We start from the raw sequence: 25,467 nt of genomic DNA on the forward strand, positions 1-25,467 counted from the left end.
TCCCCTGGGGGCCGATGGCGCGCATGACGGGACGGCGGGCCCTGTTCGCCGTCCCGGTCCTGCTCGCCGTGACCTTCGGCGTCTTCGCGATCGCCGCCGCGTCGCCCTTCGACCCCGTCAAGGCGTACGCGGGCACGGCCGGGCTCACCGCGTCCCAGGAGAACCTCGACCAGCTGCGCGCCAACCTCGGCGTCGACCAGCCGCTCGCGCAGCGCTGGTGGGACTGGCTGACGGCGGCCGTGAGCGGCGACCTCGGGGACTCCAGCACCCTGCGCCAGCCCGTCTCCGACGTCATCGGCGAACGTATCGGCTGGTCCGTGCTGCTCGCCGCCACCGCGTTCCTGCTCGCGATCCTCGTCGGAACGACGCTCGGAGTGCTCGCCGCGCGCCGCCCCGGCGGCTGGCTCGACCGCGCCGTGACCTCGCTCGCGTACACGCTCGAAGCGGCGCCGCCGTTCTGGATCGGCCTGCTCGCCGTCTGGCTCTTCGCCCTGAAGCTGGGGGTGCTGCCGTCGGGCGGCCTCACGGACACCGCGAGCACCGCCGTCACCGCCGGGCAGGTCGCGAGCCATCTCGTGCTGCCCGCCGCCGTCCTGGCCATCTCGCAGCTTCCGTGGTTCGTCCTGTACGTACGCCAAGGGGTCGGCGACGCGCTCGGTGACGACCCCGTCCGGGGCGCACGCGCGCGTGGCCTCGCCGAGCGGACCGTCCTCCTCGGGCACGCCCTGCGCTCGGGCATGCTGCCGGTGCTCACGCTCATCGGCTCGCGCGTGCCCGAACTGATCACCGGGGCGCTCCTGGTGGAGACCGTCTTCAGCTGGCCCGGCATCGCGGCGGCCACCGTGTCGGCGGCGACCGCAGTGGACTTCCCGCTGCTCGCCGCGCTCACCGTCCTCGCCACGGTTGCGGTGCTCCTGGGCAATCTCCTTGCCGACCTCCTTTACGGGCTCGCCGACCCGAGGGTGGGATTCGATGGCTGAGACGACGACCTGGCGCGCCTCCCTGGGGGGCGCCCCCAAGAGCCGCTCCACGCGCGCGTGGCGGGTGCGTTCCTCCGCGGTGATCGTCGCGGCCATCGTGCTCGCCGTGCTCCTCGTACCGCCGCTGGTCAACCTCGACGAACAGGCCGTGAACCTGGCGGCCAAGCTTCAACCGCCCTCCTGGGAGCACCCCTTCGGCACCGACGACGTGGGACGCGACCTGCTCCTGCGCTGCGTGTACGGGCTGCGGGTCTCGCTCCTCGTGGGCGTGGTCGCCGCGGTCGTCGCGACCGTCATCGGCACGGCCGTGGGGGCGCTCGCCGCCGCGTCGGGCGGCTGGGTGGACCGGGTCGTGATGCGGCTCGTGGACGTCTTCTCGTCCGTGCCGCACCTGCTGCTCGGCATCTTCATCGTGGCGATGTTCCGCCCCGGCGTGTGGCCGGTGGTCGTCTCGGTCGCGCTCACGCACTGGCTCTCCACGGCCCGCATCGTGCGCGCCGAGGTGCTCTCGCTGCGGTCGCGTCCGTACGTGGACGCGGCCATCTCCGGCGGCGCGTCGCGGATGCGCGTCACCGTGCGCCATCTGCTGCCCGGTGTGCTCCCGCAGGCCGGACTCGCCGCCGTCCTGATGGTGCCGCACGCCATCTGGCACGAGTCCGCGCTGTCCTTCCTCGGCCTCGGACTCCCCACCCACCAGGCGAGCCTGGGCACTCTCGTGCAGAGCGCGCGCGGCTCGCTCCTGGCCGGGGACTGGTGGCCGACGCTCTTCCCCGGCCTGTTCATCATCGTGCCCACCCTGGCGATCGCGGGCCTCGCGGGCGCCTGGCGGGAACGGATCAATCCCCGGCGCCGATCGGAGCTGATGCTGTGACCGAGCCCGAATCGACCCCGTCCCTCTCGTCCCCGGTGCTGTCCGTACGAGGTCTCTCTGTACGGTTCCGCATGCGCGGCGACACCTTCGTGTCCGCCGTCACCGACGCCCACTTCGACCTGGCGGCGGGGGAGTGTCTCGCCCTCGTCGGCGAGAGCGGCTGCGGCAAGTCCGTGCTCGCCTCCGCGCTGCTCGGGCTGCTTCCGCAGAACGCGGAGACGGCCGGGTCCGCGCTCATCGGCGACGTGGACCTGCTGACCGCCGACGAGCGCACCCTGGCCCGCACGGTCCGCGGGCGGCGCGTCGGTCTCGTGCCGCAGAGCCCGGCCGCGCACCTGACGCCGGTGCGCACGGTCCGCGCCCAGCTGGAGGAGACCCTGCGGGAGCTTGCGGACGTGCGGCGCCCGCAGCTGCGCAAGGCCGCCGAAGCCGCCGCGGAGCGCGCCGCGTTCCCCGCCGGGCATCTGGACCGCTATCCGCACGAGCTGTCCGGCGGACTCGCCCAGCGCGCCGCCACCGCGCTAGCCCTCATCGGCGACGCACCGCTGCTGCTCGCCGACGAGCCGACGACGGGCCTCGACCGTGACCTCGTCGACCGCACGGTGGACGAGCTGCGGCGGCACGTCGGCGACGACCGCGCGCTGCTCCTGATCACCCACGACCTGGCCGCCGCCGAGCGCATCGCGGATCGCGTCGCCGTGATGTACGCCAGCCGCATCGTCGAACTCGCCGACGCCGAGGACTTCTTCGGCACCCCGGGGCCACGCCACCCCTATGCGCGCGGCCTCCTGAACGCCCTCCCGGAGCGCGAGTTCACGCCGATCCCCGGCATGCCGCCCGAACTGTCCGCGCTGCCGGGCGGGTGCGCGTTCGCGGCGCGCTGCTCCGGGGCGGACGAGGCCTGCGGGACCGTTCCCGAGCCGGTGGACGGGGTCGCCTGCCACCACCCCCATGCGGCGGCCGTCCTGGAGGCACCCCGTGCTTGAACTGCGTTCCATCACCGCCGGATACGACCGCCGCGCCCCCGTCATGAGAGGCGTGGACCTCACGCTCGCGCCCGGCGCTTCAGTCGGCCTTCTCGGCCCCAGCGGCTGCGGCAAGTCGACCCTGGCCCGGGTCGCCGCCCTGCTCCACAAGCCCGACGCGGGCCGCGTCGTCATCGACGGTGAGGCGGCCCGAAGGTGGCGGCACCGCGCACCCCGCGCCCAGCGCACCGCCTTCGGCGTCGTCTTCCAGCAGCCCCGCCTCTCGGCCGACCCGCGGCTCACCCTCACGAACCTGATCGCCGAGCCGCTGCGCGCGGCCGGGCGCGGCGGCGAAGCCACCGAGCGCGTCAGGGAGTTGGCGGCCACGGTCGGCCTCGGCGAGGACCTCCTGGGCCGCAGGCCGCACGAGGTGAGCGACGGCCAGTTGCAGCGCGCCTGCCTGGCCCGCGCCCTGGTGCTCCGCCCGCGCTGGCTGATCTGCGACGAGATGACGGCGATGCTGGACGCCTCGACGACGGCGGCGCTCGTGCACGCCGTGGAGGAGTACCGCCGGGAGAGCGGCGCAGGGCTGCTCGCGGTCGGGCACGACCGGGTCCTTCTCGAGCGCTGGTGCGAGCGCACCGTCCACTGGGACGAGCTGAGCGCTCCGCTGGACGTGCGGTGACGGAGCCGCGGGAGGAGACGCCGTGATGTGGCGTGACGTGGCGTGAGGTGGCCCTGCGTCGCCCTGCGTTTGCCGGAATGAACGAAGGGCGTCGATAGCGCCAACTCCGGGCACGGGGAGGTTTCTTGACGCGAGCATGGCCTCATACTCACTGAGGCCCGCCCGTCGTCCCCTCGCCCCTTCCGGGAGTCTCCGTGGCACTCGTCACCCGTCGTAGAGCCCTCACCATCGGTGCCGCACTCGCCGGCACCGCCGCCGTTCCCGCGTACGCCCAGGCGAGCGAGCGCGGACACGGACCCCGTCCCCTCGTCCGCGCCCACGCGCACAACGACTACGAGCACCCCCGGCCCTTGTTCGACGCGCTGGACCACCGCTTCGGCAGCGTCGAGGCCGACATCTACCTCGTCGACGGCGCGCTCCTGGTCGCGCACGACCCGATCGACCTCGACCCCGCCCGCACCCTCGAATCGCTCTACCTGGACCCCCTGGCCGCCCGCGTGCGCGCCAACCACGGTTCCGTGTACCGGGGTTACCACCGCACCCCCTTCCAGCTCCTGATCGACATCAAGACCGAGGGTGCGGCGACGTACCTCGAACTCGACCGCCACCTCCGGCGCTACCGGCACCTGTTCACGACGTACTCGTACGGCAAGGTGCGCCGTGGCCCCGTGACGGCGGTGATCTCCGGCGACCGGGCCGCCCGCGCGCCGATGGAGGCCCAGCGCGTGCGCCGCGCCTTCTACGACGGCCGCCTCGCCGACCTGGGCAGCGCGGCGCCCGCCTCGCTCATCCCGCTGATCAGCGACAACTGGACGCTCAACTTCAGCTGGCAGGGCGTCGGCGCGATCCCCGCCGCCGAGCGCGACAAGCTGCGCGGCATCGTCGGAGCCGCCCACAAGCGCGGGCAGCGCGTCCGCTTCTGGGCGACGCCCGACCTCGCGGGCCCGGCGCGCGACGCCGTGTGGGGCGAGCTCCTCGCCGCCGGTGTCGACCACTTGAACACCGACGACCTGGCGGGCCTGGAGTCGTTCCTCGACGCCCACGGGCAGTAGCCCCGGCCCGCCCGAAGCAACGCCCCGGCACATAACACCCGTTCGGAGGACATGCCGGTCGCCCGGACGGTCCCTCCGCTGCGCCACACTCGGCCCAGAGCCGCGGTGTTGACGTGGCGGAGGAGGTTGTCCCCATGGCCATTTCGGTCTCCGTGGTGCTGCTGCTCGTGATCCTGGCAGTGGTCTTTCTGCGCAACGGCGCACTGAAGTTCTCGCACGCCCTGGTCTGTGCGCTGCTCGGCTTCTATCTGGCGAGTTCGAGCATGGCGCCGACCATTCACAACGGGGTCACGGCCGCCGCGGACATCGTCAGCGGCCTGCAACCGTGATCGTTGCGTGTTCATGAACAAGTCTCAACTTTCCATGGACACCTCAAGGCTCTGGCTCTAGCTTCGGCCCATGCCGCGTCGCAGAACCCTCAGCAGTGCCCTCGCCCTGACCGCTCTCACGGTCTCGGCCGCGTCCTTCGCGTATCCCGCCCAGGCGGACGACATACCGAAGGCGCCGGGGCACCGGCTCGTCGACCAGTACACCGGCACGCCCGCCGAAGCCAGCCCGCTGCCCGGCGAACAGCCGCCCCAGCACCCGTATCTCGCCGCCAACGGCCGCAGCGGGATGCACGCGGACGCGGCGGGCAGCGGGACGTACCCCTGGAACGGACCGCTCGGGAAGAAGCCGGAGGTCAGCAGCGAGAAGATGGCGGCGCTCGGCGGTGAGTGCGCCACCGTCACCTTCGACAAGGCCGGCCGCATCGTCACCGTCTGCGGCACGTTCACCGGTTTTCTGGTCAAGCTGCTCGACCCGGAGACGATGGACACGCTCGCCGAGTACAAGCTGCCGCAGCGACCCTCCACCGTCGAGGCCATCACGCGCCTGGACTTCTCGAAGATCTTCAAGGACACCTCGGGCGGTGCCTACTCGTATCTCGACGACAAGGACCGGCTCGTCCTCGCCGACTCCCGGCAGCACATCGTGCGGCTCGCGCACGAGCAGGCGGCGGACGGCAGTTGGCGGTTCGTCGTCGACAAGGACTGGGACCTGACGGCGCACGTCCCGCACGACTGTGTGACCTGGTCGAATCTGTACCCGAGCGGTGAGTGTGACCCGGTCACCTCGGTGATGCCCGACTGGGAGGGCCGCATCTGGTGGGTGACCCGGCAGGGGCGCGTCGGCACCGTCGACCCCAAGTCCGGTGACATCCGCTCGGTCCGGCTTGAGGGCGAGGAGATCCAGAACTCGTTCTCCGTCGCCGAGGACGGCGTGTCCATCGTCTCCGACCACGCGCTCTACAGCTTCCGGGCCGGGAAGGACGGCACCCCGAAAGCCGTCTGGCGCCAGACCTACGACCGGGGGACGGGCACCAAGCCCGGCTCGGTGAACCAGGGTTCGGGCACCACACCCGACCTCTTCGGCCAGGGCGACGACGACTACGTGGCGATTACCGACAACGCCGACGACCGCATGAACGTCCTCGTCTACCGCAGAGGCGACGACATCGCCGACGACAAGCGCCTCGTCTGCAAGGTCCCCGTCTTCGGCTCCGGCGCGTCCACCACCGACAACTCGCTGATCACCTGGGGCAACAGCCTCGTCGTCGAAAACAACTACGGCTACGAGAACATCACCTCGCTCACCTTCGGGCGCAGCGTCGTCGGCGGTGTCAGCAGGATCGACGTACGCGAGGACGGCAGCGGCTGCGACACCGTCTGGGAGAGCGACGTCCGCGCCCCGTCGAACGTGCCCAAACTGTCCACCGCGTCCGGGCTGTTGTACTTCTACACGAAGGAGCCGAGCAGCCTCGGCATCGATGCCTGGTATCTGACGGCCGTCGACTTCCGCACCGGCGAGACCAAGTGGAAGCGCCTCGCCGGTACGGGCATCGCCTACGACAACAACTGGGCGCCGGTGACACTCGGCCCGGACGGCACCGCGTACGTGGGCGTGTTCAACGGCCTGGTGGCGGTGCGGGACACCGAGTGAGCGCGTTCCGCCCGCACGGAGGGCAGGGCTCAGCCGACGCGGTCGGCCGGGCCCACCTCCAGCCAGGTGTAGCGGTCCGCTGAGCCGCCCTTGCCGTGGCTCTTGTGGGTCGTCTCCAGGAGGAAGCCGGTGTCCGGGTCGACGATGTAGCGGTCCGTCATCCGGTACTTCACGTCCTTGCCGGGACCGGTCGAGAACCCGATGGTGGACCACCTGATCTCGAAGGCGACACCCGGGCGCCCCTTGCTGTCCCTGACGTCACCGATCAGCTTTACGCCGGGGGTGTCCGCGAGGATCTGGAAGAGGGCGGCACGCAGTTCGGGGCTCGCGGGTGAGTCCTCCAGCAGGGCGGTCACCTGGTGGCGGCGGCTCTCGGCGTCCCTCGGGAAGAGCGCGGTGAGCGCCTTCTGACCCGTGGGCAGCTTGTCGAGCGCGGGCCAGGTCAGCCACTTACCGCCCACGGACCACTTCTTGGTCTTGCTCCCCTTGCCCGGCCCGTGGACCGTGCCGTTCGCGTCCACCGTCCAGATGCGGCCCGCCCGGTCGAAGTAGGTGGTCGTCGTCGCATCCCCGTCGTCCTGGTTCACCGTCGCCATACGGACCTTCCAGTACGGGGATGTGGCAGCGGCCGGTGAGTCCGCCGCGACGGTCGCCATGTCGTTCAGGAACTGGGCCGCCGATGCGGTGGCCGCCGGTTTGCCCCCCAGGTCGAGGACCGGGTACGCCACGGCGCCGGTGGCGATCGCGGCCACCGCCGCCGCGGCGATCAGAAGCCTCCTGCGGCGCGGGACGGCGCGGGTGCGCAGCGGGACCACGGACGCCTCGCGCAGCGCGGCGCTCGCCACCGCGGTCCGGGCCGCCGCCGCCACGTCGGGCGCGGGCGGTGCCACGTCACCCGCCGCGATCAGTTCTTCGGCACCGGGAAAGTCGAGAAGGTCACCGCGTTCGGTCATGCCAGGTCTCCTGTCAGCTTGAGGGGCGCGTTCGAGCGCAGCCGGGTACGGGCGCGGTGCAGCCGGGAGCGAGCCGTCCCCGCGGGGATGCCGATGGCCGCGGCGGCCTCGCCGGGCGTGAGCTGCTCCCACGCGACGAGGAGCAGCAACTCCCGCTCGTCCGGCGGGAGTCCGGCGAGCAGATCACGCAGCTGCGGCGCCACCGCGGCCGCGTCGAGCCGGGCGTCCACCGCCTCCCACGGGTCGTCGTCGAGGCCTTCGCCGGGCGGCCCTGTGCGCTGCTGCGCCAGCCGCCGCCAGTGCGCCGAAAGGACGTTGCGGGCCACGCCGAACAGCCAGGCCCTCGCGGGTCCGCGGGCCGCGTCGAAGCCGCGCCGGGCCGCGTACGCCTGGAGCCAGAGTTCGGCGAGCAGGTCGTCGGCGGCAGCGGGCGCCCGGCGTGCGAAGTAGCCGTGGAGAGCCGCCGAGTGGCGCACCACCAGCGGTTCGAAGGCTGCCGGGTCCCGCGCGGTGCGGGCCAGCAGCTCCTCGTCGTCCAGGTCCGTGGTCACGGGACCTCCGTATCCGTACCGCCGGTCGGCGGTCTCACCCCCTACTTGTCAGGAAGCCGTACCTGCGTTCGCACCCGGCGCCGGTCGGCCCTGGGATCAGCCCTGGGGCCAGTCCTGGAATCAGTCCTGGGGTCAGCCTTGGGAGAAGACGCCGATGCCGTTCGCCACCGGGCGTTCCGCGCCGCCGCTGGGGTGATTGCGTACGGTGACGGATTCCGCGCCCGGGGCCTTCGCGACCAGGGTGGCGGACGAGACGAGTGTGGAGGAACCGCCGCCGTCCAGGCTGAAGCCGTCCTGGGCGCCCAACTCCGTCAGGGTCCGGGCCACTTCCGCGATGGTCAGCCCCGTACGGAACTCGGGGGAGCCGTCGAGGGAGAGGAGCAGGAGGCGTCTGCCGTCGTCGGAGATTCCGGCCGCCGTCCGCACGGCCGGGGTGACGGCGTCCAGGCCGGGCAGCGGGGCGCCGCCGCGCAGGATGGGGTAGCCGCCGAGCGCGAAGCGGAACGGGACGCGCGACTTGGCCGCCACCAGGCGGTGCTTGACCTGCACCCGGTCGCCGATCGACAGCTTGCGCAGCTCCTGCGCACCCGCCTCGCGGCCGACGAGGACCGTGCTGCCGGAGGCCACGGGCCCACTGCCGGGCGATCCCGCCGACCCCACGACACGGCCGCCGCGCACCGTCACCTCATGGGTGTCCGTGCTGCAGGGGGCGCCGCGGTTCGTGTCGGTGCCGCAGGTGGAGCGCACCCGCGACGTGCTGCCCCAGTCGCTGGTGAACGCGCCGACGGATCCCACGGGCAGGGCGTACTGGTTGAGTCCGCCGAGGGGCAACCGTTTCTGATCGGTGCGTACTTCGCCGTCCAGCCGGAGGTTGTCCATGCGGGCCTTGCGGTCGAGGCCCACGCCGAGCACGGCTTCGGTGGTCACCCCGGGAGGCATCGCGGGACCGAAGCGCTGACCGTTGGGCACCGCCCCCTTGAGGGCCCGGCCGTGTGCGACGGCAGGGCCGACGGGTGCGCCGGTGGCCTCGACGCCCGGATGCTGGGTCTCGGAGATGTTGAAGAAGTCGCCGTTGATCCCGCCGACCGCCCCCGCACCGTCCGCGAGGGCGGAGACGACGGATCGGGCGCCAACTGCACCCGGATAGAGCAATCCGACACTGGTCTGCCGGTTGCTCAGGTCGACATCGAGTACGTGCGCGCGGGTCATGCCGTGGGAGGCCACGACGTCGAACCGCCGGTACTGCACGCCCGGCGCGATCATCGACGCGGCTGAATCCCCGGTCGTCTCCACGCCGCCGGCCGGTGCCCCGGTCGTCTCCACGCCGCTGGCCGGTGCCGCTCCCATCAGAGCCGCACCGGCCAGCGTGCCGAATGCCGTCAGTACCGAGAGCGCCGCTCTCGCCGTTCTGAACCGTCCCAAGGTGTGCTTGCGCCGTGTTGCCACCGTGCCCCCTGATGTCTCACTGGCCGACCGACCGCCTCAGTCTGAGGGTCGGTCAGAAAGTGCACCAGAGGGCAGAGCCGGACGGGTGCCGCGTCGGTGGCTATGTGCCGACCAATCGTGAACGGATGAGGAAACGTACGCCTTCCGGGGCTTCCAGGGAGAAGCCGCTGCCACGGCCCGGCACCACGTCCACGATCAGCCGCGTATGGCTCCACACGTCGTACTGGCTCTTCGACATCCAGAAGGAGACCGGTTCCGCCACGCCGTCCACGGCCAGCGACTCCAGCCGCACATCGGAGTCACCGGTCCGGAACTCGCCCTCCGGGAAGCACATGGGCGCGCTGCCGTCGCAGCAGCCGCCGGACTGATGGAACATCAGCGGTCCGTGGGCCTCCCGCAGCCGCCTCACCAGATCGGCGGCGGCGGGGGTCAGCTCCACGCGCGGGGTATCGGTCATGGGCAGCCGCTCCTTGGTCACCGGGCCGCCGTCGAGGCGGTGCTCCAGTCAACGCCGGGCAAGGTTGCGAGGACGTTGCAGCCGATGCCGATGCCGATGCCGATGCCGCGGTCCTGGGCGTGGGCGTGGCCGTGCGCGTGCGCTTGGCTCACGGCGTCGTCAGGCGAGCACCGCCCGAACGGCCTTGCCGCGGCGGCCGCTGCCCACGACCTCGAGGCGCGCGGCGAGGTGACGCACCATCGCCAGGCCCCGCCCGCTCTCCCGTTCGGTGCTCGGCTTCAGCGCACGCGGGCCGACGGGGCTCGCGTCGTGCACCTCGACGGTCACGTGGTCGTCGGACACCTCGAGGCGCAGCCGGCAGGAGCTGTGGCCGTGCTGGGTGGCGTTGGTGACGAGTTCGGACACGATCAACGTGGCGTCGTCCACCCGCTCGGCGTCCACCTCCGTCAGGTGCCGACGGGGCCGGGTCAGGAACGCGGAGGTCAGTCTCCGCGCCCGGCCGGCCGATGCGGCCTCCTGAGGCAGTGCGTACTCGACGCGGGCGACGTGCCGATGGGCGCGCTTGTGCGCACGCATGGCGACTCACTTCCCTCCCCTGGGACTTCCGGCTGCTCGCGAGGACTTCCGCTGGCCGGGGCCACGACATGTCTTGCGCGGCCGTCCTGCCCAACGGTGATGCCCGCCCTCGCTGATCGCCAACCAAGTCCCTGGAAGCGTTGTGGGTCACAGCCGGTCGCAGTGCGCGGGTGCTCGCGAGGGGTCCATCGGAGCGAACATGTTCGCTCCGAACGTGCTCGTAACGAACATGTTCGCTATGGTGGTCGTATGACAGCTCATTCCGATGCCCCGCGCAGCCGCCGCGAGCGCCCGGCGAAGCCCGCCCTGACACGGGCCGGGATCGTGGCCGCCGCGGTGGAGATCATGCGTGCCGAAGGCCTGGGCAAGGTGACCATGCGCCGGCTCGCCCAGGAGCTCGACACCGGGCCCGCCTCCCTGTACGTCTACGTCCGCAACACCGCCGAGCTGCACGCGGCGATCCTGGACGAGCTCCTCGGCACGGTCGAGGCTGCGCCGGACGGGGGTGACTGGCGCGAGCGCCTGGAGAAGGTGCTCACCTCCTACACCGCGGTGCTCTTCCGTCACCGCGGCCTCGCCATGGCCGCGCTGGTGGCCCGGCCCAGGGGCGAGCACTACCTGCGTCTCATCGAGACGCTGCTCGCCCTGCTCGACGAGGGCGGGGTCCCGCCGGGGCAGGCGGCCTGGGGCGTCGACCTGCTGCTGCAGCACGCCACCGCGACCGCCGCCGAGCACTCCCCGGGCGGCCGGGCCGAGGGCGCCCGGCAGGAGTGGGACGCGCTCGCCGAAGCCCTGCGGGACGCGCCCGAGCGGACCCATCCGCACGTCGCCGGGCTCGCCGCCGAGCTCCTGTCCGGCGATCCGGAGGCCCGTCTCTCCTGGGGCTTGCGCGCGCTGATCGACGGCATCCTGCGTACGCCTCTCCCGCCCGAAAGCCCCCGGAGCTGAGCACCGGCACCTCGCAAGCCGCCAGCACGCCAAGGAGCGTCGCCATGACCACGCACACCACGCACACCCCGCACCACCCCATCGCCATCGTCGGCGCGGGCCTCGGAGGCCTCACCCTCGCCCGTGTCCTGCACGTCAACGGCATCGAGGCCGCCCTGTACGACCTGGAGGCCTCGGCGGCAGCCCGCGGCCAGGGCGGCATGCTCGACATCCATGAGGAGTCAGGTCAGGCCGCCCTGCGCGCCGCCGATCTGTACGAGGAGTTCCGCGCGCTCGTCCACCCCGGCGGCGAGGCCACGCGCGTCCTGGACAAGGACGCCGTCGTCCGTATGGCGGAAGAAGACGAGGGCGACGGCGGGCGTCCCGAGGTCGAGCGCGGCCAGCTGCGCGACCTCCTGCTCGGCTCGCTGCCGGACGGCGCCGTTCACTGGGGCGCGAAGGTCACCGGGGCGCGTCCGCTCGGTGGCGGTCGCCACGAGGTGACCCTCGCCGACGGCTCCACGTTCACCACCGACCTCCTGATCGGCGCCGATGGAGCCTGGTCCCGGATCAGGCCCCTGGTCTCGGAGGCCACTCCCGCCTACTCCGGCCTCTCCTTCGTCGAGGCGGACCTCCTCGACGCCGATGTCCGTCACCCCGAGAGCGCCGCCGTCGTGGGCGGCGGCATGCTCTTCGCGCTCGGTGAGGACAAGGGCTTCCTCGCCCACCGCGAGCCCGACGGCAGCCTGCACGTCTACACCGCGCTCAAGGCACCCGAGGACTGGATCTCCTCCGTCGACTTCACCGCCGACGCCACGGACCTCGCCAAGGCCGCCGTGCTTGAGCACTTCGCCGACTGGGACAAGAGCCTTCAGGCGCTGGTCGCCGACGCCGACGGCGTGTTGATCCCCCGCCGCATCCACGCCCTGCCGATCGGCCACCGCTGGGACCGTGTCCCGGGCGTCACGCTGCTCGGTGACGCGGCCCACGTCATGTCCCCCTTCGCGGGGGAGGGTGCCAACCTCGCCATGCTCGACGGAGCCGAACTCGCCGGTGCCGTTGCCGCGCATCCCGGCGCCACCGAAGCGGCGCTCGCCGCCTACGAAGAGGCGCTGTTCCCGCGCAGCGAGAACGCCGCAGCCGCGTCCGCGGACAGCCTCGTCCTCTGCTTCGGCAAGGACGCGCCGCAGGGCCTGCTCGACATGTTCACCCGCGGCGACTAGCCGTCCAGGCCAGGGAGACCGGCGGCGAGGAAAGGGCCGAGGAGGTCGAGCAGGGCCCGGGGGCGGTCCAGCGGGATGATGTGGCCGCAGTCCGGGACGAGACGGCCCGTCAGGTCGTCGGCGAGGGGGCGGACCTGCCGTTCGAGGGCCGTTCCGACGGGGTGGGAGCCGATCGTCATCGTCGGCATGGTGAGCCTGGCGTGCGCGGCGGCGGCCTGGATCTGCCGTCCGCTGGTGGGCATGGCCCGGTAGTGGGAGAAGGCGCAGCGCAGCGCGTCACTGCCGGTGTAGGCGCTGCGGAAGGCGTCCCGCACGCGGTCGGGGACACCGCGGCCGTGCGTGCCGGTGGTCAGGAACCAGTCCACGTACTCGGCCTCGTGCCCCGCGAGGACGCTCTCGGCGAGCCCGGGAACCGAGTGGAAGCCGAACCACCAGGGCGGGCCCCCGGCGAGGAAGTCCTCCGCGCCGGGCAGGGGCCCCAGGAGCGACTCCATGACGACGAGCCTGCGTACGAGATCGGGGCGTCGCAGCGCGAGGAGGAACGCGGGAGGCGTGCCAGCGTCGATGCCGACGACCGCCGCGCTCCGCTCCCCGAGCGCGTCGAGGAGTCCTTCGGCGTCGGTGGCGAGACTGTCGGCGTCATAGCCGTCGGCAGCCCGGGTGCTGGCGCCGAGTCCGCGCAGGTCCGGGGCGATGACGCGGTGCCGCCGGGCGAGCCGGGGCATGACCTCGCTCCAGAGCTGCCAGGTGTGGGGGAAGCCATGGAGCAGCAGGACGGCGGGGCCGGTGCCCGCGATCGCCACGTTGGCCGTGATGCCGTTGGTGGTGATCCGCCGCAGGGAGATGCCCGGGGAGGTGAGTTCGGCTGAGGGGAGGCGCATGGTGAGTCGCTCCGAGGTGGTTACCATTGGTGACCACATGAGGCTAGGTAACCGTCCCTGGCCTGCCAAGAACGCACTTTCCCGACAGGTGGTGAGCCCGAGGTGACCACCCCTCCCAAGGCCAAGCCCAAGCGCAGTCCCAAGGTGAGTCCCCAGGAGGCGACGCGCGGGGATCTCTTCGATCCCGACTGCCCGACCCGCCGGCTCCTCGACCGCATCGGTACGAAGTGGACCTCGATGGCGGTCAAGGTCCTCGCGGAGGCCGAGCCTCACGAGGTCCGCTTCGCCGAGCTGCGGCGACGTATGCCGGGTGTCTCGCAGAAGATGCTGTCCACGACCCTGCAGGCCATGACGCGCGACGGCCTGGTCGCCCGCCGGGTGGAGCCGACGGTGCCGCCGCGCGTGCACTACCGGCTGACCGCGCTGGGGCTCTCCCTGGAGGGGCCGCTCGCCGCGGTCAGGGCATGGGCCGAGGAGCACATGGCGGAGATCGACCGGGCCAACGAGCGCAGCGCGGCGGCAGCTGACGGCTTCGACGGCGGCTGAGGCTCAGGGAATGCGCGCCACCGCCGCGTAGATCCCGCTGCCCTCCGCGTCCGGCTGCGCGGTGGCCTTGAACCACTCAGGGGCCGTCACCAGGCCCGGCTCGACGAGGTCGAGCCCGTCGAAGAAGCGAGTGACCTCGGCACGCGTGCGGAAGCCGAGCCGGATGCCGCCCTTCGCGTACTCCGCGGTGACCCGCTCGGCCAGCTCCGGGTAGATGTCGGACGAGGCGTGCGAAAGGACCAGGTGGCTGCCGGAGGGCAGAGCGCCGATCAGCGTGCCCACGATGCCGTACGGATCCTGGTCGTCGGGCAGGAAGTGCATGAGCGCGATCAGGGAGAGGGCGATCGGGCGCTCGAAGTCGAGGAGGCCACGGGCGTGTTCGAGGATCTCCAGCGGCTCGCGGACATCCGCCTGGATGTAGTCGGTGATCCCCTCGGGGCTGCTGACCAGCAGGGCCTCCGCATGGCGCAGCACGATGGGGTCGTTGTCGGTGTAGACGACCCGCGCCGACGGCACGACCTCCTGGACGATCTGGTGCAGGTTCGGCGCGGTGGGGATCCCGGTGCCTATGTCGAGGAACTGGTCCACGCCTTGGGAGGCGAGCCAGGCGACCGCTCGGTTCATGAACGCGCGGTTCTGCCGCGCGGCGTCCTTCGCCTCGGGCGGCAGCTTCTCGCCCACAGCCTCGTCCACGGGGTAGTTGTCCTTGCCGCCGAGCAGCCAGTCGTAGACGCGCGCGGGGTGCGGATTGCTGGTGTCGATCGTCGGCCTTGGCACACCTGCGGTCATGACGTACTCCGTTGCTGCTGCGAGAGGCTGGATCGCCGCAGTCTGCCACAGCAACATCGTCTTGAGCATGGGGTGTTGGGGCTGCGTACGAATGGGCGATGAATAAGTCACACCTCGTGCGGCCGGGCCGTGCCGTTCGCGCCATTCGTCCTGCCGGCTCAGTCGTCACGGGTGTTCTCTGCCGCATCTGCTGTCTCTTTGCGCGAGTCCCGGAGAACCTTCCAAAATTCCATTGGTTTCCGTACTCCCGGCAATACCACAGGAGTTTCCCGGAGATATGGAACAGGGAAGTCCGGTCTTCGGCCAAGTGGCGCGTTCACGACGGTTATTCGACATCATTGAGTCAAATAACGCTGGTGGTTGATTTTCAGATATGGCAGAGTCTTCAAGCAAGTGGCCGGGCAAGTCGAAAGGTGAGATCCGGCTGACCGTCCGGCCGCTCTAGGATCAGCCGTCAGGCGCGGGGGAGAAGTCGGCTCATGAACTTGGTGGACCGTGGGGAAGAATTCTCGATCATGGATGGCATGCTCAACGCCTGTATGGCGGGGCATGGCGGAGTGTTATTGGTAAGCGGCGCGGTGGCCAGCGGGAAAACCGCGCTGTTGCGCGCGTTCGGTGAACGCGCAAGCGCCGCGGGCGCGTTGTTCCTGCAGGCCACAGCGTCAGAGGCGGAGAGTGACCTGCCCCTTGGCGTGATGGGGCAGTTGCTGCTCGGCGCGGATCTGCCGGGGGCCGACGCCAAGCGCGCGGCCCGCCTTGTGGACCTGATGGCGGTGGCCGCGCAGATTCGGCGGGCCGAGGGGGTGCTGCCCGCCGTCGTGATGAATGAGATTCCCAAGCTCTGCGGGATTGTCCTGGAACAGGCCAGGGAAAGGCCGGTGGTGCTCAGCATCGACGACGTGCACCACGCCGACGGCCACTCCCTGGAATGCGTCCTCTACCTGGCCCGCCGACTCGACACCAGCCGCATTCTGGTGGTCCTGGGCGAGAACAACGGATTTCTGGCCGGAAATACGCGATTACACGTCGACTTGCTGCGTCTGCCGGGCTGCCGCAATATCAGGCTCGGACCGCTCGAGCGGCGCGGAGTGGCCGAAATGATCTCCGGATTCGGAGACGAGGGGTGGGGGACGCGCCAGCTCGTCTCGGATCTCCATCGGACGGGCGGCGGAAACCCGCTCCTCACCAGGGCGTTGATCGAGGACCGCCGTACGGCGGACGGCGGCGGGTGCGGCTCGGCCGCTCTCCTGCCGGGCGAGGCCTTCGCACAGGCCGTGACCACGGGCCTGTTCCGCAGTGACATGTCGACGCGGAACACCGCGTGGGCGCTGGCGGTGGTCGGACCCGACGTGCCGCTCGCCGAGCTGGTGGAAGTCCTGGGAACCAGCCGGGAGTCGGTCCACCGCAGCCTGCGCGCCCTGAACGACGCGGGGCTGCTCGACTCCGGCTGGTTCCGCCACGAAGCGGGACGGACCGCGGTCCTGCGGAGCATGGAGCCCGCACACCGCGCCCGCCTCGAGGCCCGCGTCGCCCAAGTGCTGCACGAGCACGGCGAGGCGGCGACCGTGGTGGTGCAACATCTGATCGCGGCCGAGCCCATCGACGCCCCGTGGGCGCTCAGCACGCTCCTTGAGGCGGCCGAGCGCGCGCTGGCCGACGACGAGGTGGAACTGGCCCTCACCTGCCTGCGCGCCGCCCGCGACACCTGCACCGACGCCCGGCAGTCCGTGGCCATCAGGGCCGAGCTGACCCGGGCCGGATGGCGGCTCAACCCGGCCACCGCGGCCCGGCACCTGCCCGAGCTCACGGCGGACGCGCTCGACGGCGGCCTCGGGGCCCGGCACACGGTCGAACTCGTCGGCCATCTCCTCTGGTTCGGCCAGGCGGACTCGGTCCTGGAGATCCTCGACGCCGCCGAGCGGGGCGGCGCGGGACCCGAGGCCCCCGGGCAGCCGGCGGCACAGGCCTCGCGCCGGCTCGACTGCGTACGGTCCTGGATGGCGTACGAATATCCAGGTCTCCCCGGCTCCGCCCGCGCCCGTGCCCGGCACGGCGACGACGAGCGGCGCGGGCGGACGCCGGCGCGCAGTCCCCATCAGCGCGCGGCGACCCTGATGAAGGCGGTCCTCGACGGGGCGGGCGACGACGTGGTGGTCAGGGCCGAGCAGATACTGCAGAGCACCCGCCTCGACGACGGCACGCTCACCGCGCTCGTCGTCGCCCTCAACTCCCTTGTCCTGGCCGACCGTCTGGACACCGCGGCCCTCTGGTGCGAGACGCTGTCCAAGGAAGCCGCCGAGCGCGGCGCACCCATGTGGCAGGCTCTCCTCGCCGCGGTCAGGGCGCGCATCGAACTCAGGCTCGGCGGACTCGCCGCCGCCGAGCAGTCGGCGCGCCTCGCGGTCACGCTGGTCCCGCCCGAGGGATGGGGCGTGGCCATCGCCTCGCCGGTCGCCACCTCCGTGTACGCCAAGACCGCCATGGGCCGGCTCGACGAGGCGGCGGCCCAACTCGCGATCCCCGTACCGGAGTCGGCGTTCCACACCCCCGACGGACTGCTCTACCTCCGGGCGCGCGGTCACTACTACCTCGCCGCCGGACGCCCCTATGCGGCGCTCGACGACTTCCACGCGTGCGGCGACCTCATGACCCGCTGGGAGTTCGATCTGCCCGCGCTCGTCCCGTGGCGGACCGACGCGGCCGAGGCCCACCTGCTGCTCGGTGACGACGACCGGGCCCGGACGCTCGCTCAGGAGCAACTGGCCCTGACCGGCGGGCCGAACGCGGGGGCCGCCTGGACGCGCGGCGTCTCGCTGCGGGTCCTCGCCAGTGCGCTCCACCCCGGGCGCAGGCTCTCCCTCCTGGGCGAAGCCATCGACACCCTGCGGGAGCGCGGCCACCGCGTGGAGCTGGCCCGCGCGACGGACGAGCTGGCCCGCGCCCATCGCGAGCTCGGCAACGGCGGCCGGGCCCGTGCTCTCGCCCGCAAGGCGCAGCAGCTGGGGCGGGAGTGCGGGGTTCCCGTCCCCAGGGTGTCGCCGGTGGCCGACACCGGCAACTCCCTTCCCGCCGAGCAGCCGTGGCCGTCCGGAGCCCGGCGCGGGGCCGACGAGCTCAGCGACGCGGAGCTGCGCGTGGCGACGCTCGCGGCCCGCGGCCACACCAACCGGCAGATCGCCGACAAGCTGTTCATCACGATCAGCACCGTCGAGCAGCACCTGACGCGCGCGTACCGCAAGCTCGCCGTCCAGCGCCGGGCGGACCTGGCGGCGAAACTCAGCCCCGTTCCCGTGCCCGTCGCGGGCTCCGGCAGGAGGGAGGGGCACCGGGAAGGGCGCCACGAGGGGAGGAAGGACGGCGGGGCGCGCGACCGTCTTCGCGTGGTGTAGAGGCTGCGGGAGGTGCAGGTCGCCACGCGGATTGGTGACCACGGCCTGCATCTCCTCTCTCGGACCACGTGCGGGCGTTCCTGATGGGTTTCCGTGTGCGTCACCGTTTCTACGCGGCGGCCGGTCACACTGCGGTCCGCGAATCTGTGACCGGAGGATCCACCACCGCGGCGGTACGCTTTCGGGAGCAGCAGGTCGAACACGAGAGCGCGTCGACGGGGGGCCGTCACCGGAGCTGTGACCGGTGTGTGACGTGGGATCGGGCAACGTGGTGCCGCATGATCAGCCTCTGCCGCGGCGGCGTTTCCCGCCACTCGTCCCCTCCGCATCAGACGTGCCGATCGAGGGGTGGGCGATGAGGGTACTGGTGGTCGAGGACCACGCCGAGCTCGCGCATTCGGTGGCGCGCGTGCTCCGCCGCGAGGGGATGGCGGTCGACGTCGTCTACGACGGCTCGGACGCGCTGGAACGCACGACGGTCGTCGACTACGACGTGGTCGTGCTCGACCGGGACCTCCCCGGAGTCCACGGCGACCAGGTCTGCAGCGCGCTGGCCACCCAGCCGATGCACGCCCGGGTCCTGATGCTCACCGCGTCCGGCACGATCGCCCACCGGGTGGAGGGGTTCAGCCTCGGCGCGGACGACTACCTCCCCAAGCCCTTCGCGTACGCCGAACTCGTCGCCCGCATCCGCGCGCTGGCCCGGCGCTCGCAGCCCGCGCTGCCCCCGGTCCTCGTCCAGGGCGACCTGCGGCTCGACCCGGCGCAGCGCATCGCATCCCGTGCCGGGGTGCGCCTGGCGCTGACGCCCAAGGAATTCGCGGTGCTCGAGTACCTGCTCGCCGCCCAGGGCCGGGTGGTGTCGGCGGAGGAGCTCCTGGAGCGGGTGTGGGACGAGGCCGCCGACCCGTTCACCACGACCGTCAAGGCGACCATCAACCGTCTGCGCCCGAAGCTCGGCGACCCGCCCGTGATCGAGACCGTTCCCCGGGGCGGCTACCGGATTTGAGATGCCCATGCGTCTGCCCACGTCCTTCGCCCTGTCACCGTGGATCGTCCGCAGGCTGCTGCCACGGCGCGTGCGCGTACGCCTGACGCTCCTGTACGGAGTGCTGTTCGTCGCCTCGGGCGTGGTGCTGCTCGCCATCACCAACCTGCTCGTCGCCCGCACTCCGGCGAACCTCGTCCTCGTCAAGAACCGGGGCGGCGAGCCCGTGCTCGCGCCGGGCGCCGACGGCCGCCTCTACCTCGGCTATCCCGAGGCCAACTCCTCCGTGCAGCTCAACGACATCACCCAGCAACTGCGCGACCAGGCGCTGCGTCAGCACGAGATCGAGATGGACCACCTCCTTGTCCAGTCGGGCATCGCACTGGCGATCATGGCCGTGATCGCGATCGTGCTCGGCTGGGTGGTCGCCGGGCGCGTCCTGCGTCCGCTGCGCACGATGACGGGCACCATCCAGCGCATCTCGGCCCGCAACATGCACGAGAGGCTCGCCGTCGTCGGCCCGGCCGACGAGCTGAAGGACCTCGCCGACACCGTCGACGGACTCCTCGGCCGCCTGGAGACGGCCCTCGACTCCCACAAACGCTTCGTCGCCAACGCCGCGCACGAGCTGCGTACGCCGCTCACCCTGGAGCACGCGCTCCTCGAGGAATCCCTCATCGACCGCGACGCCACCCGCGAGTCGTTCCGGTCGAACTTCGAGCGGCTGCTCGAGATCAGCAAGCAGCAGGCGCGCCTGCTGGAGTCGCTGCTCACCCTGTCCAGCAGCGAGCGCGGCCTCGACCACCGCGAACCGCTCGACCTCGCGGAGATCACCGAGGAGGTCGTGGAGGCCTCGCGCCCGGAGACGCGGCGGCGGGGACTGCGCATCGAGACCGCCATCGAGCCCGCGACGGCGTCGGGCGACTCGGCGCTCGTGCAACGCCTGGTGGCCAACCTCGTCGACAACGCGATGGGCTACAACACCCCCGGCGGGCACGTGGAGATCACCACCCGTACGCACGCGGGGCGGGCCGTCGTCGCCGTGGCCAACACCGGACCCGAGGTGCCGCCGGAGCATGTGGAGCGGCTCTTCGAACCCTTCCAGCGGCTCGGACGCACCGCGGGCGACGGCCATCACGGGCTCGGCCTCTCGATCGTCCGCGCCATCGGTGTCGCCCACGACGCCGTGATCGGCGCACGCGCCAGGCCGGGCGGCGGACTCGTGGTGGAGGTCTCCTTCCCGCCGCGGACGGATCCGCTCCAACGGGCAACGCACATTGAGCAGTTGGACGATGGCCCGGCCATCCGTTGAGGGGCGGGCCGGGAACTCCTACCGTTGTCGCGGCGCCTGATGGATCCCCCCGTCCGCATGTGCCGCCGAACCCGGCGAAGCCGTCTCGAGCAACGGGAGGAACCCATGGTGGTCGTGATGGCCCCCGAGGCCACACAGCAGGACGTGGACGCGGTCGTGGAACTGGTGCGGGCGGCGGGCGGTGACGCGTTCGTCAGCCGCGGTGTGACCCGCACCATCGTCGGCCTGGTGGGAGACGTGGACGCGTTCGACGCCCTCAATCTGTCCAACCGCCGCGGCGTCCTCGACGTCGTGCGGATCTCGGTGCCGTACAAGCTGGTCAGCCGGGAGCACCACCCCGACCGGTCCGTGATCAGGGTCGGGGGCGTGCCCATCGGCCCCGACACCCTGACCGTGATCGCGGGACCGTGCGCGGTGGAGAGCCCCGAACAGACCTTGGCCGCCGCGCACATGGCCAAGGCGGCCGGTGCCTCGCTGCTGCGCGGCGGGGCCTTCAAACCGCGCACGTCGCCGTACGCCTACCAAGGGCTCGGCGAGCGGGGGCTGCGGATCCTCGCCGACGTCAGGAACGAGACGGGCCTTCCGGTGGTCACCGAGGTCATCGACCCGGCCAGCGTCGAACTGGTCGCCCCGTACGCGGACATGCTGCAGATCGGCACCCGCAATATGCACAACTTCGCGCTCCTCCAGGCCGTCGGCGCGGCCGGCAGGCCCGTGCTGCTCAAGCGCGGCTTCGGCGCCACCATCGAGGAGTGGCTGATGGCGGCGGAGTACATCGCGCAGCGGGGCAACCTCGACATCGTGCTCTGCGAACGCGGCATCCGTACGTTCGAGACCGCCACCCGCAACACCCTGGACATCAGCGCCGTGCCGGTGGTTCAGCGCCTCTCCCACCTGCCGGTGATCGTCGACCCCTCGCACTCGGGCGGCCGCCGCGACCTCGTCGTCCCCCTCACCCGTGCCGCCCTCGCCGTCGGCGCGGACGGCGTCATGATCGACGTACATCCCGATCCCAGGACGGCGCTGTGCGACGGCGATCAGGCCGTGACCCGGCCGGAGATCGACGACCTCGCGAACATCGTCGCGGTCCTTTCGCCGCTGATGGGCCGCACGCTCACGCGGCCGCCAACGCGAGCCGGGGTCGGTCCGGGCACCCGATAGGGGTGAATAGGGGTTTCCAGCCCTAGATCAATTCTGCTAGTGAGGGGTACCAGGCCGGAAAGCGCGTTGTTAGGGTGAGCGTGGTTCGGCCAGCGGGCTTCCGCCTCCATTCAGGACCGGGGCGGAATCCCGACGGAGGGGAAGTGGCGCCGAGTGCGGGTGTAGTTCTGCGAATCGACGAGAGATGTGCGGCTCGGGCTCGTCACCGCGATGGCGGTGACGTATTTTCGCGCACCTCGTTCTTCGCCCGGACATCGGGCGAACCGGTCTTCTGAACGCGCACCACTTTTCACTTCATGGTCGATCTCTCCCGGATGCTGCGCCGATTCTGACCGGCGGGCGGTCATGCGCGCACGGGCGACATCAGATCACTAGGGGGACTTGAGTTGGTAATACCTGGGCATGCGCAGATCGACCAACTTATGGTCGTCGAAGTCGAGATCACTTCGCTGTCGACGGCCGACTCACCGCGAATCTCCGGAATAGACCAGGAACACGTCGAGGCGCTGGCTGTGGTGCAGAGCCCGTTGCCGCCCATCACGGTGCACCGATCGACCATGCGCGTCATCGACGGACTGCACCGCTTGCGGGCCGCCGAACTGCGGGGGCAACGCAAGATCGCGGTGAAGTTCTTCGACGGGGACACGGCCGACGCCTTCGTCCTGGCCGTCGAGTCCAACGTCACGCACGGTCTGCCGCTGACCACGGCGGACAGGAAGCGCGCCGCGGGGCGCATCATCGCATCGCACCCGCAGTGGTCGGACCGGATGATCGCCTCGGTCAGCGGTATCGCCCCGGGAACCGTCGCGGAGATCCGCAGACGGGCCCCGGCCGAGCAGGCCGGCACAGCGGGCAGGGTCGGCCACGACGGCCGGGTGCGCCCGCTCAACGGCACCGAGGGACGCAGGGTGGCGAGCGAACTCATCGCCGAGAACCCCCAGTTGTCCCTGCGTCAGATCGCGCGCGTCGCGTCCATCTCCCCGGAGACGGTCCGCGACGTGCGCAACCGGATGATGCGCGGCGAGGACCCGCTGCCACAGCGCGGGAAACGGGGCGGCGGCGAGGGCATCGCAAGCGCCCCGAGCGGTGGCACCGGGCCCACCGTCGTGCCCGAACGTGACGCGGGCCAGGACCGCACCGCGGTCCTCAAACGCCTCAACGCGGACCCGGCACTGCGCTTCAGCGAGACCGGCCGCACCCTGCTGCGACTGCTCAACATCCACACGATCAGCGCGGAGGAGTGGGACGAGATCATCGACAAGGCCCCGCCGCACTGCGGCCGGATCGTGGCCTACCTGGCCAACGAGTGCGCGGAGATGTGGGCGGAGGTCGCGGTGCGCGTCCAGCGCAAGGTCGCCGAGACGGCCTAGGACGCCCCGGGCGTCCAAGTGGGCAGACTGCCCGGTTGGACGCCGGTCTCGCCGGCCCTGGACTCTTCCACGGCCATGGACAGTTCCGCGAGTTCTGCGAGTCCTGCGAGTTCCACGAGTTCCGCGAGTTCCGCAATGCGTCCCGCAGGGAGTGTCGCTCTGCTCCAACGCCGGTATTTCCATGCCCAATTGAGGGCCCGGACGACGGAAATACGGACGGGAATGCAGAAAGGTATCGTCCTGCCGGTGAGCACATTGCGTGTCATGTCAGCGAGCACCATTCCGTAATGCCGAGGCAGGAGGATTCCGTCGCGTGTTGATCACCCAAGGACCTGGTGGACCTACCGTCGGAGGGCCGCAATCCGGGGCCCAGAAGCAATCACTCCGGCCGGGATCAGTGCGCCGGGCGATGTCCTACATGAAGTCGCACAAACCCGCGTTCGCCTTTCTGCTGCTCACCACCGTGGTGGATTCCCTCATCATCGTGTCGACCCCTTTGCTCCTCAAAGTGATCATCGATGAGGGAATACTCAAGGACGACGCGGGGGTCATCACGACCGTCGCCCTCGTCGTGGCAGGACTCGCCGTCGTCGACGCGGTGGCGCAGCTCGTGCAGAGCTACTTCTCCGGGCGCATCGGGCAGGGCGTCAGCCACGATCTGCGGGTCGAGGTCTTCAAGCACGTACAGCGACAGCCGATGGCGTTCTTCACGCGGACCCAGACGGGCCTGCTCGCGAGCCGCCTCAACGGCGACGTCATGCTGGCCCAGCAGGCCCTCACCACGATGCTGGTCTCCGCGACCAGCGTGCTGACCGTGGCGCTCGTCCTGGCCGAGATGTTCTATCTGTCCTGGATCATCAGCCTGATCGCCATCGCCATGCTGCCCCTGTTCATCATCCCCGGCATCTACGTGGGGCGGCGCCTGCAGCACTACTCCAGGGCGCAGATGCAGGCCAACGGCGAGCTCGGCGGCATCATCAACGAGCGCTTCAACGTGGGCGGGGCGATGCTCGCCAAGCTCTTCGGGCGCCCCCGCGAGGAGGCGGCCGCGTTCGAGGCGCGAGCGGGCGAGGTGCGCCAGGTCGGGATCATCTGGACGGTGTACAGCAGGCTTTCCTTCGTCTTCATGGCCCTGCTCGCGTCCCTGGCGACCGCCCTCGTGTACGGCGTCGGCGGCGGCCTGGTGCTCAACGACGTGTTCCGCATCGGAACGCTGGTGGCCCTCGCCGCGCTGCTCGGCCGGCTCTACGGGCCCATCACGCAGCTGTCCAGCCTGCAGTCCAACGCGCTGACCGCGATGGTCAGCTTCGACCGGATCTTCGAGGTGCTCGACCTCAAGCCCCTCATCGAGGAGAAGCCGGACCCGGTCGCCCTCGCCGCTCCGGGCAGCGGCCCCGCACCGGAGATCGAGTTCGACCAGGTGTCCTTCCGGTACCCGCGCGCCAGTGACGTGTCGCTGGCCTCGCTCGAGTCCAACGCCCTGTCCGCGGTCGAACGGGCCAAGGAGACGGCAGAGGTGCTCCACGGGATGACCTTCCGGGTGCCGTCCGGCAAACTCACCGCCCTTGTCGGCCCGTCGGGCGGCGGCAAGACCACCGCCACCCATCTGGTGTCCCGCCTCTACGACCCGACCTCGGGCAGTGTCCGCATCGACGGCCACGACCTGCGCGACGTCAGCCTCGACTCGCTGCGCGACGTCGTCGGCGTGGTCAGCCAGGACGCGCACTTCTACCACGACACGATCCGCGTGAACCTGTCCTACGCACGCCCCGACGCGACCCAGCGCGATCTGCTCCGAGCCTGCGACGCGGCCCAGATCGGCGACCTGATCCGATCCCTGCCGAGCGGCCTCGACACCGTGGTCGGCGACCGCGGCTTCCGGCTCTCCGGCGGCGAGAAGCAACGCCTCGCCCTCGCCAGGCTTCTCCTGAAGGCGCCTTCCATCGTGGTGCTCGACGAGGCCACCGCGCACCTGGACTCCGAGTCCGAGGCGGCCATCCAGCTGGCGCTGACCACCGCGTTGCGGGACAGGACCTCGCTGGTGATCGCCCACCGTCTGTCCACCATCCGTGAGGCGGACCAGATCCTCGTCATCGACGAGGGCGTCGTCCGTGAGAGCGGGACACACGAGGAACTCCTCGCGGCAGGAGGCCTCTACTCCGAGCTCTACCACACGCAGTTCAACCGCCCCAGCACCAACGGAGCGGGGCCGGTTGCCCGCAAGGAGCCCGTGCTGCAGGGACCTGTCATCGGGAGCGGACCCGTCCTTGGCGGGAGCGGCCCCGTGCTCGGCGGCAGCGGTCCGCCGCCGGCGGTCGGCGGCGAGCACATCCTGCGCCTCGGTGCCGATCCGGACGAGCGCTGA

General features: G+C 71.2%; 24 protein-coding genes. 16 read left to right on the top strand and 8 right to left on the bottom strand.

All coding sequences use genetic code 11. The annotated features are described in order from the left end of the window. Positions 1 to 14: 14 nt before the first annotated feature. From ABZ833_RS06455 to ABZ833_RS06485, 7 genes are all read left to right on the top strand, one after another. Positions 15 to 980, top strand: coding sequence for an ABC transporter permease (locus ABZ833_RS06455; RefSeq protein WP_361041920.1), 966 nt, complete (start codon positions 15 to 17; stop codon positions 978 to 980). After that, a complete protein-coding gene (locus tag ABZ833_RS06460; RefSeq protein ID WP_361041923.1) occupies positions 973 to 1,851 on the top strand; it encodes an ABC transporter permease in 879 nt (292 codons plus the stop codon). Before ABZ833_RS06455 ends, ABZ833_RS06460 begins: the two co-directional genes overlap by 8 nt. Positions 1,852 to 1,922: 71 nt before the next feature. Continuing rightward, positions 1,923 to 2,837: an ABC transporter ATP-binding protein gene (locus tag ABZ833_RS06465; protein WP_361043123.1), complete on the top strand. Its 915-nt coding sequence runs from the start codon at positions 1,923 to 1,925 to the stop codon at positions 2,835 to 2,837. Further along, positions 2,830 to 3,501: an ATP-binding cassette domain-containing protein gene (locus ABZ833_RS06470; protein ID WP_361041926.1), complete on the top strand. Its 672-nt coding sequence runs from the start codon at positions 2,830 to 2,832 to the stop codon at positions 3,499 to 3,501. Before ABZ833_RS06465 ends, ABZ833_RS06470 begins: the two co-directional genes overlap by 8 nt. A gap of 194 nt (positions 3,502 to 3,695) precedes the next feature. After that, entirely contained in the window at positions 3,696 to 4,553 is an 858-nt protein-coding gene (locus ABZ833_RS06475; protein ID WP_361041929.1) for a phosphatidylinositol-specific phospholipase C/glycerophosphodiester phosphodiesterase family protein, read from the top strand. A 134-nt stretch (positions 4,554 to 4,687) separates the two neighbouring features. Further along, positions 4,688 to 4,882, top strand: coding sequence for a hypothetical protein (locus ABZ833_RS06480; RefSeq protein WP_160503040.1), 195 nt, complete (start codon positions 4,688 to 4,690; stop codon positions 4,880 to 4,882). 70 nt (positions 4,883 to 4,952) lie between these two features. Further along, positions 4,953 to 6,533, top strand: coding sequence for a hypothetical protein (locus ABZ833_RS06485; protein WP_361041932.1), 1,581 nt, complete (start codon positions 4,953 to 4,955; stop codon positions 6,531 to 6,533). 29 nt (positions 6,534 to 6,562) lie between these two features. Here ABZ833_RS06485 and ABZ833_RS06490 read toward each other — a convergent pair whose 3' ends face one another. From ABZ833_RS06490 to ABZ833_RS06515, 6 genes are all read right to left on the bottom strand, one after another. Continuing rightward, positions 6,563 to 7,486: a CU044_5270 family protein gene (locus ABZ833_RS06490; protein WP_361041935.1), complete on the bottom strand. Its 924-nt coding sequence runs from the start codon at positions 7,484 to 7,486 to the stop codon at positions 6,563 to 6,565. Further along, positions 7,483 to 8,037, bottom strand: a complete 555-nt coding sequence (locus tag ABZ833_RS06495; protein WP_361041937.1) for an RNA polymerase sigma factor — start codon at positions 8,035 to 8,037, stop codon at positions 7,483 to 7,485. The genes ABZ833_RS06490 and ABZ833_RS06495 overlap by 4 nt, the downstream gene beginning before the upstream one ends. A 132-nt stretch (positions 8,038 to 8,169) precedes the next feature. Beyond that, the gene (locus ABZ833_RS06500; RefSeq protein ID WP_361041940.1) at positions 8,170 to 9,483 is read right to left on the bottom strand and encodes a phosphodiester glycosidase family protein; all 1,314 of its coding nucleotides are present in this window, start codon (positions 9,481 to 9,483) and stop codon (positions 8,170 to 8,172) included. Between the two features lie 100 nt (positions 9,484 to 9,583). Continuing rightward, positions 9,584 to 9,940 (bottom strand): DUF779 domain-containing protein, encoded by a 357-nt coding sequence (locus ABZ833_RS06505; protein ID WP_249591910.1) that lies wholly within the window; start codon positions 9,938 to 9,940, stop codon positions 9,584 to 9,586. Positions 9,941 to 9,957: 17 nt separating this feature from the next. Next, positions 9,958 to 10,092 carry a hypothetical protein gene (locus ABZ833_RS06510; protein WP_361041944.1) on the bottom strand — a complete coding sequence of 45 codons (135 nt, stop codon included), beginning with the start codon at positions 10,090 to 10,092 and terminating at the stop codon, positions 9,958 to 9,960. A gap of 7 nt (positions 10,093 to 10,099) precedes the next feature. Then, the gene (locus ABZ833_RS06515; protein WP_249591911.1) at positions 10,100 to 10,516 is read right to left on the bottom strand and encodes an ATP-binding protein; all 417 of its coding nucleotides are present in this window, start codon (positions 10,514 to 10,516) and stop codon (positions 10,100 to 10,102) included. Positions 10,517 to 10,765: 249 nt separating this feature from the next. Here ABZ833_RS06515 and ABZ833_RS06520 point away from each other — a divergent pair, with 249 nt between their 5' ends. Both ABZ833_RS06520 and ABZ833_RS06525 read left to right on the top strand, forming a co-directional pair. Further along, positions 10,766 to 11,464 carry a TetR/AcrR family transcriptional regulator gene (locus tag ABZ833_RS06520; RefSeq protein ID WP_361041947.1) on the top strand — a complete coding sequence of 233 codons (699 nt, stop codon included), beginning with the start codon at positions 10,766 to 10,768 and terminating at the stop codon, positions 11,462 to 11,464. A 44-nt stretch (positions 11,465 to 11,508) separates the two neighbouring features. Next, entirely contained in the window at positions 11,509 to 12,666 is a 1,158-nt protein-coding gene (locus ABZ833_RS06525; protein WP_361041950.1) for an NAD(P)/FAD-dependent oxidoreductase, read from the top strand. Here the strand turns inward: ABZ833_RS06525 and ABZ833_RS06530 are convergent. Then, positions 12,663 to 13,547, bottom strand: coding sequence for an alpha/beta hydrolase (locus ABZ833_RS06530; RefSeq protein ID WP_361041953.1), 885 nt, complete (start codon positions 13,545 to 13,547; stop codon positions 12,663 to 12,665). The genes ABZ833_RS06525 and ABZ833_RS06530 overlap by 4 nt on opposite strands. Positions 13,548 to 13,691: 144 nt before the next feature. Here ABZ833_RS06530 and ABZ833_RS06535 point away from each other — a divergent pair, with 144 nt between their 5' ends. Further along, on the top strand, positions 13,692 to 14,093 hold the full coding sequence (locus tag ABZ833_RS06535; protein ID WP_361043125.1) for a helix-turn-helix domain-containing protein: 402 nt from the start codon (positions 13,692 to 13,694) through the stop codon (positions 14,091 to 14,093). Positions 14,094 to 14,096: 3 nt separating this feature from the next. Here the strand turns inward: ABZ833_RS06535 and ABZ833_RS06540 are convergent, their stop codons facing one another. Continuing rightward, positions 14,097 to 14,882: an SAM-dependent methyltransferase gene (locus tag ABZ833_RS06540; RefSeq protein ID WP_361041955.1), complete on the bottom strand. Its 786-nt coding sequence runs from the start codon at positions 14,880 to 14,882 to the stop codon at positions 14,097 to 14,099. A 479-nt stretch (positions 14,883 to 15,361) separates the two neighbouring features. Here ABZ833_RS06540 and ABZ833_RS06545 point away from each other — a divergent pair, with 479 nt between their 5' ends. The 6 genes from ABZ833_RS06545 to ABZ833_RS06570 all read left to right on the top strand — a co-directional run bounded on the left by ABZ833_RS06545 (position 15,362) and on the right by ABZ833_RS06570 (position 25,467). Next, the gene (locus ABZ833_RS06545) at positions 15,362 to 18,271 is read left to right on the top strand and encodes an AAA family ATPase (protein ID WP_361041958.1); all 2,910 of its coding nucleotides are present in this window, start codon (positions 15,362 to 15,364) and stop codon (positions 18,269 to 18,271) included. Between the two features lie 355 nt (positions 18,272 to 18,626). Then, the gene (locus ABZ833_RS06550; RefSeq protein ID WP_361041961.1) at positions 18,627 to 19,280 is read left to right on the top strand and encodes a response regulator transcription factor; all 654 of its coding nucleotides are present in this window, start codon (positions 18,627 to 18,629) and stop codon (positions 19,278 to 19,280) included. Between the two features lie 7 nt (positions 19,281 to 19,287). Next, positions 19,288 to 20,571: an ATP-binding protein gene (locus tag ABZ833_RS06555; protein ID WP_361041963.1), complete on the top strand. Its 1,284-nt coding sequence runs from the start codon at positions 19,288 to 19,290 to the stop codon at positions 20,569 to 20,571. Positions 20,572 to 20,676: 105 nt separating this feature from the next. After that, positions 20,677 to 21,732 (top strand): 3-deoxy-7-phosphoheptulonate synthase, encoded by a 1,056-nt coding sequence (aroF, locus tag ABZ833_RS06560; protein ID WP_361041966.1) that lies wholly within the window; start codon positions 20,677 to 20,679, stop codon positions 21,730 to 21,732. Positions 21,733 to 22,154: 422 nt separating this feature from the next. Beyond that, the gene (locus tag ABZ833_RS06565) at positions 22,155 to 23,102 is read left to right on the top strand and encodes a ParB/RepB/Spo0J family partition protein (RefSeq protein ID WP_361041968.1); all 948 of its coding nucleotides are present in this window, start codon (positions 22,155 to 22,157) and stop codon (positions 23,100 to 23,102) included. Positions 23,103 to 23,520: 418 nt separating this feature from the next. After that, positions 23,521 to 25,467 (top strand): ABC transporter ATP-binding protein, encoded by a 1,947-nt coding sequence (locus tag ABZ833_RS06570; RefSeq protein WP_361041971.1) that lies wholly within the window; start codon positions 23,521 to 23,523, stop codon positions 25,465 to 25,467.

It is taken from the genome of Streptomyces sp. NPDC047525 (assembly GCF_040643025.1).
GTDB classification, from domain to species: Bacteria; Actinomycetota; Actinomycetes; order Streptomycetales; family Streptomycetaceae; genus Streptomyces; species Streptomyces durmitorensis.

What these genes read in the sequence shown, in the direction of transcription:
- ABZ833_RS06520 (WP_361041947.1), top strand. Translation starts at nt 10,766, where the DNA reads ATGACAGCTCATTCCGATGCCCCGCGCAGCCGCCGCGAGCGCCCGGCG.
- ABZ833_RS06465 (WP_361043123.1), top strand. Translation starts at nt 1,923, where the DNA reads ATGCGCGGCGACACCTTCGTGTCCGCCGTCACCGACGCCCACTTCGAC.
- ABZ833_RS06515 (WP_249591911.1), bottom strand. Translation starts at nt 10,516, where the DNA reads ATGCGTGCGCACAAGCGCGCCCATCGGCACGTCGCCCGCGTCGAGTAC.
- ABZ833_RS06565 (WP_361041968.1), top strand. Translation starts at nt 22,155, where the DNA reads ATGGTCGTCGAAGTCGAGATCACTTCGCTGTCGACGGCCGACTCACCG.
- ABZ833_RS06485 (WP_361041932.1), top strand. Translation starts at nt 4,953, where the DNA reads ATGCCGCGTCGCAGAACCCTCAGCAGTGCCCTCGCCCTGACCGCTCTC.
- ABZ833_RS06530 (WP_361041953.1), bottom strand. Translation starts at nt 13,547, where the DNA reads ATGCGCCTCCCCTCAGCCGAACTCACCTCCCCGGGCATCTCCCTGCGG.
- ABZ833_RS06455 (WP_361041920.1), top strand. Translation starts at nt 15, where the DNA reads ATGGCGCGCATGACGGGACGGCGGGCCCTGTTCGCCGTCCCGGTCCTG.
- ABZ833_RS06540 (WP_361041955.1), bottom strand. Translation starts at nt 14,882, where the DNA reads ATGACCGCAGGTGTGCCAAGGCCGACGATCGACACCAGCAATCCGCAC.
- ABZ833_RS06545 (WP_361041958.1), top strand. Translation starts at nt 15,362, where the DNA reads ATGAACTTGGTGGACCGTGGGGAAGAATTCTCGATCATGGATGGCATG.
- ABZ833_RS06480 (WP_160503040.1), top strand. Translation starts at nt 4,688, where the DNA reads ATGGCCATTTCGGTCTCCGTGGTGCTGCTGCTCGTGATCCTGGCAGTG.
- ABZ833_RS06460 (WP_361041923.1), top strand. Translation starts at nt 973, where the DNA reads ATGGCTGAGACGACGACCTGGCGCGCCTCCCTGGGGGGCGCCCCCAAG.
- ABZ833_RS06505 (WP_249591910.1), bottom strand. Translation starts at nt 9,940, where the DNA reads ATGACCGATACCCCGCGCGTGGAGCTGACCCCCGCCGCCGCCGATCTG.
- ABZ833_RS06550 (WP_361041961.1), top strand. Translation starts at nt 18,627, where the DNA reads ATGAGGGTACTGGTGGTCGAGGACCACGCCGAGCTCGCGCATTCGGTG.
- ABZ833_RS06490 (WP_361041935.1), bottom strand. Translation starts at nt 7,486, where the DNA reads ATGACCGAACGCGGTGACCTTCTCGACTTTCCCGGTGCCGAAGAACTG.
- ABZ833_RS06555 (WP_361041963.1), top strand. Translation starts at nt 19,288, where the DNA reads ATGCGTCTGCCCACGTCCTTCGCCCTGTCACCGTGGATCGTCCGCAGG.
- aroF (WP_361041966.1), top strand. Translation starts at nt 20,677, where the DNA reads ATGGTGGTCGTGATGGCCCCCGAGGCCACACAGCAGGACGTGGACGCG.
- ABZ833_RS06525 (WP_361041950.1), top strand. Translation starts at nt 11,509, where the DNA reads ATGACCACGCACACCACGCACACCCCGCACCACCCCATCGCCATCGTC.
- ABZ833_RS06570 (WP_361041971.1), top strand. Translation starts at nt 23,521, where the DNA reads ATGAAGTCGCACAAACCCGCGTTCGCCTTTCTGCTGCTCACCACCGTG.